13 protein-coding genes are annotated in these 14,632 nt (G+C 71.7%); 8 read left to right on the forward strand and 5 right to left on the reverse strand.

What is annotated here, in order from left to right; translation table 11 throughout:
• The first annotated feature begins 84 nt into the window (after positions 1 to 84).
• Genes R3E98_20735 through R3E98_20745 form a run of 3 tightly spaced genes read left to right on the forward strand, consistent with a single transcriptional unit; the run spans position 85 to position 3,702 of the window.
• Positions 85 to 1,908, forward strand: coding sequence for a CIA30 family protein (locus R3E98_20735; GenBank protein ID MEZ4425834.1), 1,824 nt, complete (start codon positions 85 to 87; stop codon positions 1,906 to 1,908).
• Between the two features lie 8 nt (positions 1,909 to 1,916).
• Positions 1,917 to 3,089: a sensor histidine kinase gene (locus tag R3E98_20740; GenBank protein MEZ4425835.1), complete on the forward strand. Its 1,173-nt coding sequence runs from the start codon at positions 1,917 to 1,919 to the stop codon at positions 3,087 to 3,089.
• A 10-nt stretch (positions 3,090 to 3,099) separates the two neighbouring features.
• On the forward strand, positions 3,100 to 3,702 hold the full coding sequence (locus R3E98_20745; protein MEZ4425836.1) for a response regulator transcription factor: 603 nt from the start codon (positions 3,100 to 3,102) through the stop codon (positions 3,700 to 3,702).
• Between the two features lie 57 nt (positions 3,703 to 3,759).
• On the opposite strand, the gene R3E98_20750 is transcribed toward R3E98_20745, so the two are convergent.
• The 5 genes from R3E98_20750 to R3E98_20770 form a co-directional block, all read right to left on the reverse strand.
• A complete protein-coding gene (locus R3E98_20750) occupies positions 3,760 to 4,425 on the reverse strand; it encodes an ATP-dependent Clp protease proteolytic subunit (GenBank protein ID MEZ4425837.1) in 666 nt (221 codons plus the stop codon).
• Between the two features lie 150 nt (positions 4,426 to 4,575).
• Positions 4,576 to 5,031: a hypothetical protein gene (locus tag R3E98_20755; protein MEZ4425838.1), complete on the reverse strand. Its 456-nt coding sequence runs from the start codon at positions 5,029 to 5,031 to the stop codon at positions 4,576 to 4,578.
• Positions 5,028 to 5,945: a hypothetical protein gene (locus R3E98_20760; protein ID MEZ4425839.1), complete on the reverse strand. Its 918-nt coding sequence runs from the start codon at positions 5,943 to 5,945 to the stop codon at positions 5,028 to 5,030. The genes R3E98_20755 and R3E98_20760 overlap by 4 nt, the downstream gene beginning before the upstream one ends.
• Before the next feature lie 67 nt (positions 5,946 to 6,012).
• Positions 6,013 to 7,443 carry a hypothetical protein gene (locus R3E98_20765; GenBank protein ID MEZ4425840.1) on the reverse strand — a complete coding sequence of 477 codons (1,431 nt, stop codon included), beginning with the start codon at positions 7,441 to 7,443 and terminating at the stop codon, positions 6,013 to 6,015.
• Positions 7,440 to 8,270, reverse strand: a complete 831-nt coding sequence (locus R3E98_20770; protein MEZ4425841.1) for a hypothetical protein — start codon at positions 8,268 to 8,270, stop codon at positions 7,440 to 7,442. The genes R3E98_20765 and R3E98_20770 overlap by 4 nt, the downstream gene beginning before the upstream one ends.
• Before the next feature lie 141 nt (positions 8,271 to 8,411).
• Here R3E98_20770 and R3E98_20775 point away from each other — a divergent pair, with 141 nt between their 5' ends.
• The 5 genes from R3E98_20775 (at position 8,412) to R3E98_20795 (ending at position 14,451) form a co-directional block, all read left to right on the forward strand.
• A complete protein-coding gene (locus R3E98_20775) occupies positions 8,412 to 8,798 on the forward strand; it encodes a BlaI/MecI/CopY family transcriptional regulator (GenBank protein ID MEZ4425842.1) in 387 nt (128 codons plus the stop codon).
• Complete coding sequence (locus R3E98_20780) at positions 8,795 to 10,048, forward strand: M56 family metallopeptidase (GenBank protein MEZ4425843.1); 1,254 nt, start codon at positions 8,795 to 8,797, stop codon at positions 10,046 to 10,048. The genes R3E98_20775 and R3E98_20780 overlap by 4 nt, the downstream gene beginning before the upstream one ends.
• Positions 10,045 to 10,275 (forward strand): hypothetical protein, encoded by a 231-nt coding sequence (locus tag R3E98_20785; protein MEZ4425844.1) that lies wholly within the window; start codon positions 10,045 to 10,047, stop codon positions 10,273 to 10,275. Before R3E98_20780 ends, R3E98_20785 begins: the two co-directional genes overlap by 4 nt.
• Before the next feature lie 131 nt (positions 10,276 to 10,406).
• Positions 10,407 to 12,836, forward strand: coding sequence for an ABC transporter permease (locus R3E98_20790; protein MEZ4425845.1), 2,430 nt, complete (start codon positions 10,407 to 10,409; stop codon positions 12,834 to 12,836).
• Positions 12,837 to 13,011: 175 nt separating this feature from the next.
• On the forward strand, positions 13,012 to 14,451 hold the full coding sequence (locus tag R3E98_20795) for a hypothetical protein (protein MEZ4425846.1): 1,440 nt from the start codon (positions 13,012 to 13,014) through the stop codon (positions 14,449 to 14,451).
• Positions 14,452 to 14,632: the final 181 nt, after the last annotated feature.

The raw sequence follows: 14,632 nt of genomic DNA on the forward strand, positions 1-14,632 counted from the left end.
TCCGCTCGCGCGGACGCGGCCACCCTTCATGTGCGCGCCGGCATCGGCGCATCGATCCTGGATCCTCGAGGCGGGAGGCCTCTCATGTACATCACACGGTCGCGGCTGGGTAGCGGCTTCGCCGTTCTGCTGGTCCTCTGCACGCTCCTCGCGACCGCCGCCGTCGACCTCCCGGGTCAGCAGGTGGCACCTACGCTCATCCGCGACGTCGCGGTCTTCGACGGAACGAGCGCGCGCGGCCCCATGGATGTGCTCGTTCGGGATGGCCGCATCGGAGCGATGGGGCCGGACCTGGAGGTCCCGGCCGGCTCGGTGGTGGTGGAGGGTCGCGGTCGCACCCTGCTTCCCGGCCTGATCGACGCGCACACCCATGCGTTCGGCGACGCGCTGCGTGAGGCGCTCGTCTTCGGCGTCACGACCGAGTTGGACATGTTCACGGACGCGGGCTTCGCACGGCAGATGCGCTCGGAACAGGCCGGTCGGGGCGCGGCGACGCGGGCGGACCTGTTCTCGGCCGGCACGCTGGTCACCGCACCCGGGGGCCACGGCACCGAATACGGGATGGTCATCCCCACGCTCGAGGGGCCGGAGCAGGCGCAGGCGTTCGTGGATGCCCGCCTCGCCGAGGGCTCGGATTGGATCAAGATCGTCTACGACGACGGCCACGCCTACGGGCTGGATCTTCCCACCCTCGACCTCGCGACCCTGAGAGCGGCGATCGACGCCGCCCACGCCCGCGACGTCCTCGCCGTGGTACACGTCGGCGACGCTGCCGCAGCCGAGGAGGCCATCGCCGCCGGAGCGGACGCGCTGGTGCACCTGTTCACCGACGAGGCGGCCGCGCCGGGCTTCGCCGAGCGCGTTGCGCAGAGCGGCGCGTTCATCGTGCCCACCCTCACCGTCCTCCGGAGCGTCACGGGTCAACCGGGCGCCGCCGGGCTCACGGACGATCCGGCCGTCGCGCCCTACCTGATGCCCGCCTCGCGCACCAACCTGGGCCAGGCGTTCCCCGACCGCTCGGGGCAGGGCGAAGCCCGCTACCAGGTCGCGGCAGACGCGGTCGAGCGCCTGCACGCCGCGGGAGTCGCCATCCTCGCCGGCACGGATGCTCCCAATCCGGGGACGGCGCACGGGAGCGCGCTGCATCGCGAGCTGGAGCTGTTGGTGGACGCGGGGCTGACGCCGGCGGAGGCGCTGCGTGCCGCCACGGAAGCGCCCGCACGGGCCTTCGCGCTGGAGGACCGCGGACGGATTGCGGAAGGCCTGCGCGCCGACCTGCTGCTCGTCGACGGCGATCCCCTCACCGACATCCGCGCCACCCGCGCCATCGCCGGGATCTGGAAGGGTGGCGTGCGCGTTGACCGGGACGCCTACGCGGCAGCGGTCGCGGCCGCGAGCACCACGTCGGCACCGTCCATCCCTGCCGAGGGGCTCATGCTCAGCGACTTCGACGCAGGAGCCCTGACGGCCGCGCTCGGCAGCTGGATGCCGTCGAGTGACAGCTTCGCGGGAGGCGCCTCGACCGGTGAGGTGCGGGTGGAGTCGACGGCGGACGGGCAGGCCCTCGTGGTACGCGGGACGATCTCCGACAAGATCGCCTATCCATGGTACGGCGCCATGTGGGTGCCTGGCAGCCCCCCGATGACGCCGGTCGACCTGGCGGGTGCGGAGGGGTTCCGCTTCCGCACACGCGGAGACGGCGGCACCTATCGCGTCTTGCTGTTCAGTCAGGGCAACGGCATGATGCCGCTGATCCGCACGTTCACCGCCGAGGCCGGGTGGACGGAAGTCGTCATGACGTGGGCGGACTTCGGCATCGACGGGGGCGACGTGATGGGGCTCGTGTGGTCCGGTGGACCCGAGGTGGGCGCCTTCGAGTTCGTGCTGGACGACGTCACCCTGCGCTGAGGATCGTCGTGCCGACCCCCCTCTCGTCCAGCCACGCGGTCACGGCCGCCGGGCATGGCGCCGCGCGTCGTGATCCCATCGGCTGGGTGGACTACGCGTGGCTGATCTATGCGCTCGCGTTCCTGGCCCAGCCGGCCCTGCTCCTGCGGCAGGGCCGGCTGGGCTGGGGATCCGCGCTCCTCACCGCGGGCGCCTTCGTCCTCTTCCTCCTCTCGTACGTGCGCGGCCTGCGGGCGCGCGGTCGGGAGCTCGGCATCGTCGTGGCGCTCCAGGCCACGCTCGGGCTGATCCTGTCGCCCTTCAACGTCGGCGCACCGGTCTTCCTGGTGTATGCGGCGACCTTCGCCGCTCGCGTGGAGCGCAGCCGGCTGGCCCTCCGCTTGATCTTCACGCTGGCCGCGCTGACGTGGTTCGCAAGCTGGCTGACGACCGCCCCGCTCTACGTCGGGCTGAGCATGACAGTGCTGACCGCGGCCATCGGAGGGGCACAACTGCAGGACATGCGGCTGCGCCGCAGCAATCGCGCCCTTCGGGCCGCCCAGACCGAGATCCAGCACCTGGCGGCCGTCGCCGAGCGGGAGCGCATCGCGCGTGACCTGCACGACGTGCTGGGGCACACGCTCTCCCTGATCGTGTTGAAGAGCGAACTCGCCGCGAAGCTGGTCACACGGGATGTGACGCGCGCCACCGCCGAGATCCGCGACGTGGAGCAGGTCGCGCGTCAGGCGCTCCACGATGTGCGCGAGACCATCCAGGGGTATCGCGCCTCGATCGGTGCCGAGGCCGGACGGGCGCGCGACCTGCTGGAGACCGCGGGGGTCCGTGCGGAGGTCGTGCTGGACGCGGTCGCCCTTCCGCGCGCGGCGGAGGAGGCGCTGGCGCTCGTGATCCGGGAGGCGAGCACCAACGTGGCCCGACACGCCGACGCGGACACCTGCCGCGTGTCCCTCGACACGGAAGGATCCTCGGTCGTGTTACGCGTCGAGGATGACGGAGCCTCCGACGGCAGCCTCGTGCCCGGGAGCGGGCTCGGCGGGATGAGGGAGCGGATCGAGGCCGTCGGCGGCGACCTCGCGTGGCGGGCGGCACCATCGGGACACGGCCTGGTCCTGGAGGCGCGGGTGCCGCTGCCTGCGTCCACCGCGTCCGTGCCGCTCACGCCCACGATGGCATCGACCTAGGGACGCGCCCGTGATCCGGATCGTCATCGCGGAGGATCAGACGATGGTGCTGGGGGCGCTGGCGGCGCTCCTGGACATCGAGAGCGACCTCGACGTCGTGGGTCGCGCCGCGGACGGGATCGAGGCGATCGAGCTGGTGACGCGCGAGCGACCGGACGTGTTGCTCACCGACATCGAGATGCCGGTGAAGACCGGCCTGGAGGTGGCGGCCGAAATCCAGCGGCGCGCCCTGCCCACCCGCGTCATCATCCTGACCACGTTCGCGCGCGCCGGGTATGCCCGTCGCGCGCTCGAAGCCGGAGCCGCCGGCTACCTGCTCAAGGACAGTCCGGCCGAGGAGCTGGCCAACGCCGTGCGCCGCGTGCACGCGGGCGGCCGAGCGGTGGATCCGGAGCTCGCCCGTGAGGCGTGGACGGCGCAGGATCCGCTCACGGACCGGGAGCGGCAGGTGTTGCGCCTCGCGGGCGAGGGGCTCAGCGGCGCCGCCATCGCGCGGCGCCTGCACCTGACCGAGGGCACGGTCCGCAACTACCTCTCGGAGGCCAACGCCAAGCTGGGCACGTCCAACCGGGTTGAGGCGGCCCGGCTGGCCCGCGAGAAGGGTTGGCTCTAGCCGGTCGCAGCGCCGCGAACGCGACTCCAGCTCTGGCGGCTGCCGTTCAGCGACCTCCTAGTCCAGATCGCTCACGTGCTGGATGATCCGACCCACCAGGCCGTACTCCTTCGCCTCGGTCGCGCCCAGCCAGAAGTTGCGGTGCGTGTCGTCCTGGATCCGCTCCAACGGCTGGCCGGTCTGCTCCGCGAAGACGCGGTTGAGACGCTCGCGCATCTTAAGGATCTCGCGCGCCTCGATCTCGACGTCCGCAGCCGTGCCGCGCGTGCCGCCCGCCGGCTGGTGGAGCAGGAAGCGTGTGTTGGGCAGCGAGAAGCGGTTCTCCAGGGGCACCGCCACGTAGATCAGCGCGCCGGCGCTCGCCACCCATCCGGTGCCGATCATCCGGACCGGGGAGCGGATGAAGCGCAGCATGTCGTGGATGGTGTCCCCCGACTCCACGTGCCCGCCCTGCGAGTTGATGAAGACCGTGATCGGCTCCTGCGACTGCGCGTCCATCGCCCAGAGCTGTCCGATCACCTCGGACGCCAGCTTCTGATTGACCTCTCCGCTGATGATCAGGGTGCGCGCGCGGAAGAGCCGGTCCCGCAGCGAATCCGTCCACCGGCTGGCCGTGGGCGTGAGCGGCGGCTCACCCTCGTCCTCGTCCGGATCCTCGCCCGGCGGGAGTGGGCGCCCCAGGGGTCGCAGCAGGTCTGTGTCGCTGAAGCGTTCGTCCGTCATCACCGGTCCTCGTTGCGTGCAAGCGGGGTGATCCCAAGCCAGTCCAAACGTCTCCAAGGCGGTCCGGGGCCGCAACTGCTGGACGGGCTCAACGGTCCTGCTGGGCCTCTTGGAAGAGGGGGATCAGGATGGAGGCGATCGCCCGCCCGCCTACACCCCCCGGGCCCACGCATCCCGCGGCAAGCGCAGGGCGTCGCGCAGGGCGGTCCGGTCCGGGATGTCCGCCAGAAGGTCGACGTACAGCGGCAGGCCGCCGCGCACCGGGATCCAGGCTCGCGGAGCATCGAACCGGGTGAGCGTTCCCTGGGCGCTGCGCCGCACCCGCGGCCGCCCGAGGCGCTCGCGCGCGATCCGTCGCCGCCAGCCCGACAGGGTGGTCACCGCCAGCCGTCCGTCCTCCTGCCGATCGATCCGCACCGCGACCACCCCCGCCAGGACGAGCGGGAGGGCGAGCGGAACCGCCACGCCGAGCGGCCACGACGCGCCGGAGCGGAGGGCGAGGCCCACGAGGAGCACGACGCCTCCCAGTCCCCCGAGCAGGAACGCGCGCCACACCCAGGCCAGCGCCCCGTACCGGTAGAGCGTGCGCGGCTCGGCGACCCTCACGCGAGGCCCTTCCGGAAGCGGGCGGCCGCGCCGAAGGGCACCGACCAGAGCAGGCGTACCACCCGGAAACGCTGGCCGCGATACGGCTCCAGGAGCTCGAGCATCCGGGCATCGTCCGCCCCGGGCTCGTCGGCCAGCGCGCCTCCGACCAGGCCGGGCAGCCCCAGGTCACCCACCGGCACCGCGTCGGGGTCCCCGGCGCCGAAGCCGGCGATCATCTCCGCCGTCCACGGCCCGACGCCCGGGATGCGCAGCAGCCGCGCCCGCAGCGCGTCCCGGTCGGTGGCCGGGTCCAGGAAGCCGCGCTGGGCCTGGGCCCGTGCGAGGCGCACGAGCGTCTCCGCCCGCTTGTGGTCGATCCCCAGGCCCTGGAGGCGATACGGTCCCAGCTTGGCGACCCGCTGCGCCTCGGGAAACGCGAGCCCCAGCTCCGTGCGGCGTCCCCACCGCTCGGCGATCCTGCGGAACTGCGAGGCGGCCTCACGCCAGCGCACCTTCTGCTGCAGCACCACGCCGGCCGCCACGTCGAACATCCAGGGAACCGCGACGATGCGGAGCGCGGGGTAGGCCTTGAGCAGGCGCAGGAGCGCGGGGTGGCCGGCTGCGAACGCGTGCAGACCGTCCGTCGGCGGCAACACCCGTTCCCAGTGCGCGAGGGGATCGCTGCCGGCCTCGCCGTCGCATTCGATCTCCACGCGTCCACCTGCGGCCCGCAGCGTGTGACGCACCACCCGTCCCTCGGCGTCGTGATGGACCTTGGTGAAGGCATGGTCCGTGTGCACGGCCGTGGGATCGTAGGGACCCAGGTTCTGGTGCGCGAAGGTGCGCCCCACGTCGAAGGCGGGTTCGTCGACCTGCAGGGTGCGGGTGGCGAGCGACACGAGAAGCGGGGGGTGGCGAAAGGGGACCGGCACCGGGTCGGCACCGAGCGAGGGACGCTGGTCGGCCGGGAAGCCGGTGTCAACCGATCCCCATCCCGCCCTACTTCCAGATCCCCAACACCGCGATCGTGGACAGGGCCTGCGCCAGCGCGGTCACGACCCCGTAGATCTTGGCACCCCGGACGGCGCTGCCGCCGCTCGTCTCCATCTGGTCGATCATCTCGTTGGCGCGGCCGCTCAGGCGCTCGGTGCGCACCAGGATGCTGTCGAAGCGGATCCCGTGACGGTCGCCGGCGATGCGGGTGAAGACGGTCTTGCTGCCGTCGCGCAGCTCGTCGGACAGGTCGCGCACATTGGCGATGGTCCGGTCCAGGCTCTCCGACTGCTCCCGGTCCAGCAGCAAGGCCTGCAGAGGCGGGGTGTCGGGATCGGCGTTCATCCGTCCTTCCACCGTGGTGAGCACGGAGTCGATGTGCGTGAGCGCGCTCTCGATGGTCGCGAGCTGCCGTTCGCCCAGCACCAGACGCCCGGCGAGCTGATCGGGGCCACGGTCCGCGGCAGCGCCCAGCGTATCCGCCAGCCGACGCACGCCGCTCACCGTCCCCCGCATCTCGGCCAGGGAGCCGTTCAGATCGTCGATCATGCGCTCGTAGCGGTTCACCGGCGGCGCGTCCGCCTTCGCCGGTGAGCTCAGGTAGTCCACCGCCTGCCCCAGGAACGCCAGCACGTCCGCGCCGCTCTCCGGCGAGAACTCACGCGCGCCCGTGCGTTCCGCCACCAGCGTTGCCGGGGTCCACGAGGGCACCAGACGCACGCGGGGTGGACCGGACGTACCGATGCCGATGCTCGATCCCACGCTCACCGCGGTGCCGACGCCGAGCGCGGCCTCCAGCCGGGCCAGGTCGGGCGCAAGCCCCACGTTGGCGGCGACCCGCGCGAAGGCGGAGGCATCGAGGGTGCCCTCGACCCGCGTGTAGCGCGCCACGTCCGACCATTCCAGATGCAGATCCCCGAAGGAGAACACCGTGCCGGGGCGCACCGCGGCGCCGCCGGGCTCGACATCCGTGCGCGGCGGTCCATCCAGCGCCCACAGCCCGTCGGGAGCGCGCGTCAGCGTCCAGCGCTCGGCACCGCTCCCGAGCGTCATGCGGGTGGCGTCCACGAATCCGAGCGTGAAGGCACCGCCGATCTCGGCCTCGGGATCGCGCTCGCTCACCGTCACCACGCTCCGCTCCGCCAACGCGCCGGTGCGCTCGACCGACACCTGCAGGGCGGGCACGCCCGGCGCCACGCGCGTGACGCGTCCCACACACTGTTCGTAGAACTGCACGCGGGTATCGGCGCGCAACTCCACCAGGCCGGGCACGTAGGCCACGAAGGCCAGGTCGGGATCGGCACACCGGGAACGCGCGACCACGGTGAGCCAGGCGATCGCGCCCAGCGCGCCCACCACGATCACCAGGCCGATGAGCTGGTTGAGCCGCAGCGGATCCTTGAGGCCGGTCCGGCGCTCGGCGGGGGCCGCGCTCATCGGGCCACCCACAGCGCGGCCGTGATGAGGGTGCACAGCGTGGTGGAGAGCACGGTGCTCTCCCAGGCCGCATCCTGGAACTCCGCCCGGGCCGGGTCGGCAGGCCGCCGCTCCGCCGCCTCCACCCCCAGCGCGCACGCCACGAAGGAGACGATCCCCCCGAACAGCAGCGCACGCCACGAGCCCGCGACGACGGAGTCGAGGAAGGCCGTGTAGTAGTCGACGGCGAGGGCCGAGTGCAGCGAGGTGCCGTCGAACGTGTAGCCGATCATGAGGAAGTACTGGCCCACCACGAAGAACAGGGCCGTCGTGACGGGTGCGGCCACCAGGTGCGGCAGGACCTGCGTGTTGAGGTCGCCGGGGGCGGCGTACGGATCGTCCAGACCGTGCGTGAGCGGCCGGATGGCCAGCTTGAGGGAGAGCGGCGCCCCACTTCGGGCAGCCACCAGCACGGCCAGGCCGAGGGGCAGCCCGCCCGCGATGAAGATGGGCATGAACGCGGACTCGAAGAGCGGACGGATCACGCCCAGCTGCTCGGCCACCGTCCGCAGCCCCAGGCCCAGCACCGTGCCCAGGAGCAACACGTCCAGGGCGCCACGGCTGAGGGTGCGGAACACCTGGCCCAGCGTCAGGCGGGTCACCCGCACCACCCCCTGCCGGGAGCCGATCTCGGCCAGGCCGGCGCCCGTGGCCCGCAGCAGCCGGAGACCGAACGTGACCAGCACGCCCAGGTTGCTGACCCACACCTGCCCCACTCGGCCCAGGGCCTCGCCGAACACCGTCTCGTCCGTCTCCGCTCGCATGAGGGGCCGGCGGGCAACCTCCATGCCGGAGACGCCGCACTCGTCTCCTCACGCGCGGGATGCCCCAGGCGGGGATCAGCCCGTTTGACACCCGGACCGGTAATGATCTACGATGCACATCGTACGTCAGCCACCGTACAGCGCACCGCAGCCCCGGAGATTCCGATGGCCGGCCCGGCCCTACCTCTGCCCACCGACGCCGAGTATCGCATCCTGGAGGTGCTCTGGGACCGGGGACCCCAGACCGTCCGCCAGGTGCACGACCAGCTGACCGGCGAGCGGGACGTCGGATACACCACCGTATTGAAGATCCTCCAGAACCTCCACCAGAAGGGGCTGGTGGACCGCGACGACTCCGAGCGCAGCCACGTCTACGCCGCGGCCGTCGAGCGGGAATGGGCCACGCGCGGGTTCGTGGCCGACCTCACGGATCGGGTGTTCGCGGGCTCCGCGGGCCGCCTCGTGCTGCGCGCCCTGTCGACCCGCCCCGCCTCCCGGTCGGAGCTGGACGAGATCCGGGCCCTGCTCGATCGCCTGGAGGCGGACTCGTGAGCGGCCCGGCGCCGGAGCTTCTGCGGTCGGCCTTCCTCGGCCTCCATGGGCTCGGGTGGGCGCTGCTCGGCACGCTGATCGTCGGTGCCGCCGTCGGCGCCGTCGCCTGGGTCGCCCTGCGGCTGCTCGTCCACCGCTCGGCCTGGACCCGCTACGCGCTCGCCTGCGGCGCGCTTGTGCTCCTGGTGGCGCTTCCCCTGCAGACCGGCCTGGCGTTGCGGAATGCGTACGGCGGCCATCCCCAGCTCGCGGAGCGGATCGCGGTGCAGTTGATGCGCGACGGCAGCCCGGACGGCGGCGGGCCGCTGCCGGGAGGATGGGCGGTCGCGCCGCTCGCGGTGGCGGTGGAGCACACGCACGACCACGACAACCCACCGCTCCTCGCTGGTGCGGCGGTCCGGCGGGTGGCGCCGGCCCTCGCGGTCCTGGCGCTGCTGTGGCTCTTCGGCGCAGCGGTCGGCCTCGGACGGCTCGGCGCCGACGTCCGCACCCTGCGGCGCCTGCATCGGCTTCCGCTGCAGCCGGTGTCGGAGCGTTGGCGCACCGCTCTGGCCCGCATGGGTCGTCGGCTCGACGTGACCCACCCGATCCGTCTGGGCATCAGCGACCGCGTCGACGGCCCCGTGCTCATCGGATGGTGGGCCCCGGTGATCCTCGTCCCGCGTCGCGTACACGACCAGCTCACCGACGACGAGATCGAAGCGGTCCTGGCGCACGAGCTGGCGCACGTGCGGCGCGGCGACTACGCGGTCAACCTGCTCCAGTCCGTGGCGGAAGCACTCCTGTTCTTCCATCCCGTGGTGCTGTGGCTGGGTGCGCGGTTGCGCGACGAGCGCGAGTACTGTTCGGACGACCTCGCGCAGCGCTCCATCGGCGGCTCGCTGTCCGAGTACCTGCGTGCCCTCATGACGCTGGAGACGCTGCGCGGCGCGCCAGCACCGGGGGGCGCGATGGCGGCCCAGGGAGGTTCCCTGCTCCGCCGCATCCGTCGGCTCGTGGAGATGAGCGCGCGGGCACGCCGCCCACGCGTGGACGTGGATCTGCTGCTGGCAGCCGCGTGTCTCCTGTTCGTGTGGGTGCCGTCGCTGGCCGTCTCGCCGCTGTCGCAGGTGGGCACGATGGCCGTGATGAAGCACGAGTTGCTGCTACCGCGCGACTTCGAGCGGATCGCGCGCGAGGCCGGGCTCGTACCCGCCGCCGACGGACGCCATGCGGGGACGCCGCGCGCCCCGGAGCGCGGCCAGCCATGAGGGCCCTGCCGCCTCGCCGCGCAGCGGATCCGCATGCGACCGGTCGACCGGGCACCCGTCCCGTGACACCGCTCCTGGTGCTCGCGGCCGTGCTCGTGGGGCTCGCGCTGGCGTTCGCGCAGCCGGAACGGATGCACTCCGAGGTCACGGGACCAACGCTGGTCACGGGAGAAACGCGCCACGCGGAGCCGACCACCGGCTCCGGCGCGACACACCCGCCGCGCTGATGCAGAGGGCGGGACAGATCGAGGCTCTGTGTGGGCCCTGACTACGACGAACGTCGTACGTCGCCCGTCGTGATCTGGGGCCGCGTACGCAACCATCCGCGGGGGACCGCGGGACACCGGGAGGAGGGGACGTGAGGATCCGCACCATGCTTCGTGACGCCGCGCGCGTCTTTCGCACGAATCCGGGCTTCGCCGCGGTCATCGTGCTGACGCTGGGCCTCGGCATCGGCGCCAACAGCGCCATCTTCTCCCTCATCAACGGCGTATTGCTGCAGCCCCTGCCGTACGGGTCCGGTGCGGCGCTGGTGCGCGTGCGCATGGGCCCCTCCGGTCCGGCCCAGCAACCGGGCAACCTGTCCCCGCTGGAGGTGGCGGATGTGCGCGAGCGCGCTCGCGCGCTCGACGGTGTGGTCGAGTATCACACCATGTTCTTCAACCTGCTCGAGCGGGAGCGCGAGCCCGAGCGCGTGCAGGTGGGCGTGGTGTCCTGGGACTTCTTCCCGGTCCTGGGTGTGCAGCCGCTGCACGGGCGGACGTTCACGCCGGAGGAGGACCGGATCGGGGCCGAGCCCGTGCTCGTGCTGGGCTACGACTACTGGCTCACCCGCTTCGGCGGGGATCCCGCGGTGGTGGGCCGTTCGGTGGAGATGAACAACCGACCGCACCGCATCGTGGGCGTGCTCCCGTCCGTTCCGACGTACCCGAACCAGAACGACGTCTGGATGCCGTGGTACGCCTGCCCGTTCCGGGTCGGGGACGGGTGGCACCTCAACCGGCAGGCCCGCAGCCTGTTGACCGTTGCGCGGGTTGCGGAGGGCGCGAGTGTCGACGCCGCCGCAGCGGACCTGGACCGCGTCGCGCACGAGCTGCACGCCGAGCACGGGGACGCCTATCCGGGAGTGGAGCAGGTGGACGCCGAGCTGGTCCCCCTCAAGGAGGAGCTCACGGCGGAGGCCCGACCCACCTTCCTGATCCTGCTCGCCATGGCGGGCCTGGTGCTGCTGATCGCCTGCGCCAACGTCACCAACCTCACCCTGGCGCGGCTCAACCAGCGGCAGTCCGAGCTGGCGGTCCGGGCCGCGCTGGGGGCCAGCCAGAGAAGACTGCTCGGGCAGCTCGTCGGGGAGAGCGTGTTGCTGGCGCTGTGCGGCGCGCTCGTCGGGGTGGCCATGGCCTACGGTTCGGTGGGGCTGCTCCGGGAGTGGGCCTCGGCCCTCTCGCCGCGCTTCAACGAGGTCCGGGTGGATGGGTGGGTGCTCGGCTTCACGGCGCTCGTGGCCCTCGTGGTCGGCGTGGTCATCGGCGGGGTGCCCGGCTTCCAGGCACGCCGGCTCGCCGCGACGCTCCGCGAGCAGAAGGCCAGCGGCACGCGTACGCGACACCGGGTGAGCGCCGCGCTCGTGGTGGCGCAGGTGGGGGTGGCCTTCGTGCTGCTCACCGGCAGCGCGCTGATGGTGCGCTCCTTCTCCAACCTCGTGCGGGTCGACCCCGGCTACGACGCGCGCGACGTCCTGACCGTCACGATCGACCTGGACTGGGCCACGTACGTCACGAACGAGGATTCCCGCGCCTTCTACCGTGCGCTGTTGCCGCGCTTGCGCGCCCGCCCCGGGGTGCAGGCCGTGGCCGCCGCCAGCGACTTCCCGATGAGCGGCGCCACGTTCCAGACGCAGCGTCGGATCCTCGCCCAGGGTGCCACGGACACGGACGCGCCGCCGCAGGTCAACGCGCGCTTCGTCACGGACGGATACTTCGAGACGCTGGGCATCCCCATCCTCAGCGGGCGAGCCTTCGAGGCCCGCGACGACGCGCAGGCCGCCCCGGTGGCCATCGTGAGCCGCGCGGCCGCGCAGCGGCTCTTCCCCGGTCGGGACGCCATCGGAGGCCAGATCTCCCCGGATAACGGGACGACCTGGCTCACCGTCGTCGGCATCGCGGCCGACGTGCGACAGGCGGGGTTCGAGGCCGATCTGAGCGAAGAGGTCTACTTCGCATTCGAACAGAGCGCCTACCAGAGTGGCTTCGCGCGCCGGGTGCTGATCCGCACCGCGGGCATCGATCCGATGACCCTGGCGCGAGCCGTCACCGAGGACGTCTACGCGGTGGACCCGGATCAACCCGTCTCGTTCGTGCAGACCCTGGAGGACGCCGAATCGGACCGGGTGGCATCGCCCCGGACCATCGCGGTGTTGCTGGGCATCTTCGCGCTGGTGGCGCTGGTCACGGCGGCCGCCGGTCTGCTGAGCGTGATCGCCCTCTCCACCGCCGAGCGGCGTCGCGAGATCGGGATCCGCCTCGCGTTGGGAGGCCAGCGTCGCGACGTGGTCCTCATGGTGGTGCGCCACGGCGTGGCCCTCACCGTGGGTGGGCTCGTCCTGGGCGCCGTGCTGAGCCTCGCGGTGGGAGGCATGCTGGAGAGCCTGTTGTTCGGGCTGGACGCCCGCGACCCGCTCACCCTCGTCGGCGTCGCCACCGGTCTCTTCGCCGCCGCCGCGCTGGCCACCTGGGTTCCTGCGTGGCGGGGCACGGCGGTGGATCCGGTGGAGGCCGTGCGGGAGTAGCCGGACCGGCCGGTCGCCGACGGCACGACTGCGGCTCCGGTACGTACGGGAACGAGCGACGACGCCCGATCTGCGGACCCTCGCAGGAAGCGGCGTGGCCGGCCGCCCAGCTCCATGGCGCGTCTACCGAATGCATCCACCTGCACGGTGGGTGAACCTGTTCCGGAGGCGTTCCATGGCGCTCATCTGCAGACAGATCGTCGACGAGATCGAGGAGACGGTGTGGGAACCCGTCGAGCGCTGGGTGGAGAAGCGCGAGAAGAAGTGCAAGAAGCGCAAGTGCAAGAAGTGGTGCCTCTGCTGCAACAAGTGGTTCTGTTGGATCGAGACGTTCCTCGAGAAGGTTGTCACCTGGGTGGCCAAGCAGGTCGTGAATCTGGTCACCCGGGTGGTGTGCGAGATGGTGCACGACGTGGTCGGCACCGTCATCGCGACCGTGATCAAGCTGGTGGAGATCGTGGTGGACGTCCTGGACGTCCTCTGGCAACTGGTCACCCTCGACTGGGAGGGTCTCAAGGACGCGCTGCAGGAGCTGGTCGCCGACCTCGTGGACCTGGGCCCGCTGATCGTCCGTTGGCTGCACATCGCCGTGGCGGTCCTCACCTTCGGCGCGCCCTACGTGCTCGGATATCTGCGCGAGAGGTTCGACGAGTACCGCCTGAAGAACTACATCCGCGAGCAGCTCGAGGAGCGGTTCGGCGACGATCCGGACTGCCTGGAGCGCATCAAGACCGCGATCCATCTGGATCACGGGCCCTTCGGGCTCGAGTTCCAGGCCCGATCGGTCCGGACGTTCGTGGACTCGCGATCGGGTCCTGACGGCGGGCCGCCGACGCTCTACACGCTGCACCAGAGCGGGGACATCGACCTCTACGAGTTCTCGGGCGTTGCCGTCGGACCGATCCTCGACCGGCCGCGCGTCGACGCACACCTCGTGGAGGACGAGGTGCCGCTCGACGCCGAGGACATCGACGACTACCTGGCCAGCGGAGGTGCCGGCCCGCACTTCCGGGTCTACGCGTTCGACACGGGCGCGGAGACGGAGAAGATCAACGTGTCCCGCGACAAGGGGCGGCAGTTGGGCATCAAGTTCCAGTGGAGCCGCGACGTGCAGGAGGTGCGTGGACTGGACCAGGTGGACGTGAACAAGAACCGCTTGAGTGCGTTCCTCATGGACCCCATGGGTCGGGCGGCCGACGGCCGGGACGTCTGCACGCTGCTGGCCGCCGGGGTGTTCACGCTCACGGACCCGTCGGACGGACGCCATCCGTTCGGCTGGACCACCTGGTTCACGCCGGCCTCACCCGTGTCGGGGCTCATCCACCGCGATCGGCGGCCCGCCGGCTTCATGAAATACGTGCTCATCCACGAATGCGGGCACTATTTCTCGCTGGAGCACGATGGCCATGATGGGCTCGACAAGATCATGTACAGCCCGGTCGAGAACGGCTGGTGGAGCTGGAACCTGATCCTCGAGTTCCTGGTGTGGTCGGGCGAGCCGCGCTTCACGTTGGATGACGGCAAGGATGCGTGGGATTTCCTGATCGAAGAGATCCCCCAGTGTCTCGCGGAGGGCTGTGGAGCGCGCTCGTCCGATCCGGGGCCCATCCTGTGAGCGCCGGCGTTCCCCCTCCTGCGCGTCGGCGCCGCCGCCGGCGGCCCTGCCCCTCGTGAGTGCTGTTCGGGCCGACCGTGTTGTCGGCGTTGGTGTGGACGGCGGTGCAGCTGTGGCAGTGGCTGCTCCGGTGAGAGCCGAACGGTGCGGCCGGGCTCCGGCCGGGCCGTCGATGCGGCCC

The sequence above is a fragment of the Gemmatimonadota bacterium genome (genome assembly GCA_041390125.1).
Classification (GTDB): Bacteria; Gemmatimonadota; Gemmatimonadetes; order Longimicrobiales; family Gaopeijiaceae; genus JAGQIF01.

What these genes read in the sequence shown, in the direction of transcription:
- R3E98_20775 (MEZ4425842.1), top strand. Translation starts at nt 8,412, where the DNA reads ATGGCCGGCCCGGCCCTACCTCTGCCCACCGACGCCGAGTATCGCATC.
- R3E98_20795 (MEZ4425846.1), top strand. Translation starts at nt 13,012, where the DNA reads ATGGCGCTCATCTGCAGACAGATCGTCGACGAGATCGAGGAGACGGTG.
- R3E98_20765 (MEZ4425840.1), bottom strand. Translation starts at nt 7,443, where the DNA reads ATGAGCGCGGCCCCCGCCGAGCGCCGGACCGGCCTCAAGGATCCGCTG.
- R3E98_20735 (MEZ4425834.1), top strand. Translation starts at nt 85, where the DNA reads ATGTACATCACACGGTCGCGGCTGGGTAGCGGCTTCGCCGTTCTGCTG.
- R3E98_20785 (MEZ4425844.1), top strand. Translation starts at nt 10,045, where the DNA reads ATGAGGGCCCTGCCGCCTCGCCGCGCAGCGGATCCGCATGCGACCGGT.
- R3E98_20750 (MEZ4425837.1), bottom strand. Translation starts at nt 4,425, where the DNA reads ATGACGGACGAACGCTTCAGCGACACAGACCTGCTGCGACCCCTGGGG.
- R3E98_20770 (MEZ4425841.1), bottom strand. Translation starts at nt 8,270, where the DNA reads ATGGAGGTTGCCCGCCGGCCCCTCATGCGAGCGGAGACGGACGAGACG.